The 1,599-nt window shown below is 30.6% G+C and carries 1 protein-coding gene; it reads left to right on the top strand.

The genetic code is table 11. The features are described 5' to 3' along the window. On the top strand, window positions 1-1,599 hold a 1,599-nt coding region (locus AVBRAN12647_RS09535; RefSeq protein ID WP_336615109.1), incomplete at both ends, for an Ig-like domain-containing protein.

The following is a 1,599-nucleotide window of genomic DNA, read 5'->3' as shown; positions in this document are numbered from 1 at the left end:
AAAAACCATTAAATTTAACTGCAAATGTATATGATAAAGATTCTAATATTGTAGATGGTAAATTAACAAATGGAACAGAATTTACTATAAAAGGTAGTGGAGCTACACCTAATTCTGAAGTAACAATAAATGTTATTGGTTATACATTAGATGGTAACAATGTAGCTCAAATCCATTTCCCTGTAAAAGTTACAGCTGATGCTAATGGTGATTATAGCTATACTTTTGACTTATCAAATGCTGAATTATTATATAAATATCATGTTGAGAATGGTAATAATAGTGTAGATAGCTCATTTAGTGTAGATAATATAGCTCCTGTAATAACAGATACTAAAGTAGAAGTTGTAGAAGGAAATGTAGTAGTATCAGGTAAAACAGAGCCAGAAGCGGTAGTTTCAACTCCTAATGGAGATAAGGCGACGGCTGACAAAGATGGTAATTTTGTAATTACTATTCCAAATGCTAGTGATAAGGTAGAAATTAGTGCAACTGATAAAGTTGGCAATACAAGTGTAAATCCAGCAATTATTGAAGTTCCAGCTTCTGAAAATAAACCTGAAGAAGATAAAACTGAAGATGTTGTAACTCCAGAAGTTAAACCTGAAGATAAACCTGAAAACACTGAAGACAATAAACAACCTGAAGAAGATAAAACTGAAGATGTTGTAACTCCAGAAGTTAAACCTGAAGATAAGCCAGTAGCTCCAGTATTTGATAAACTTGTTATTACAGAAGTAAATGGTGATGATACTATAAAAGATCATTCAGCAACAGTTGATAGCAATAGCTTAGTGCTTAAAGGTAAATTAGAAAATTATCAAGGCGTAGCAGGAGATTACGAATTTGATATTCAAAGTAATATATTAAATAGTGTTGTAAATGATATTAAAGTTGTTGGACACATTGATGCAGATGGCACATTTACAATCAATCTTGATGCGAATATTATTGGTAATAATATTGGTTTAATTCAAGTTAAATTTGAAGGTAAAGCAGATGTTGTTACTATATTAGAAGCTGCAAGTAAAGAAGTAGATGCTAAAGTTGATGTTGAAATTGCAGGCAATGGTGTTAATGTTGAAAATACTTTAAATAATAATAAGGTTCTTACAATTAGTGGAACAATTAAGCCAGTTGATGCTAATGGAAATGCTGTTGAATTTGTTGAAAATAAAGCTCTTGTTAAAATTAATGATAAAGTTGTTGATGTTACATTTAATAAAGATGGCTCATTTACAACTACTTATACTCCAGAAAAAGATGGAGAAGTTAAGGTAGAAGTAACTTATAATGTAAATGATAAAATAGTATCTGATGTTGCTACAACGACAATAGACACTACAGCTCCATTATTAGGAGAATTAACAGGAACTCCAGATTTAAATGGTAATTATGTTGTAGAAGGTAAAACAGAGCCAAATGCAGTGGTAACAATAAATGGTAAAACTGAAGTAAAAGCTGATGCTGATGGTAACTTTAAAGCAACATTAAATGATGTAAAAGATGGTGAAAAATTAGAATTAGTAGCTAAAGATGAAGCTGGAAATATTAGCAATGTTGGTACAATAAACGCTAAGTTAGATACTAAAGAAGGCA

It is taken from the genome of Campylobacter sp. RM12647 (assembly GCF_020138135.1).
Taxonomy (GTDB): Bacteria; Campylobacterota; Campylobacteria; order Campylobacterales; family Campylobacteraceae; genus Campylobacter_E.
Note: the sequence above shows the minus strand (reverse complement) of the source record. Positions and strands in the feature narration are given on the sequence as shown.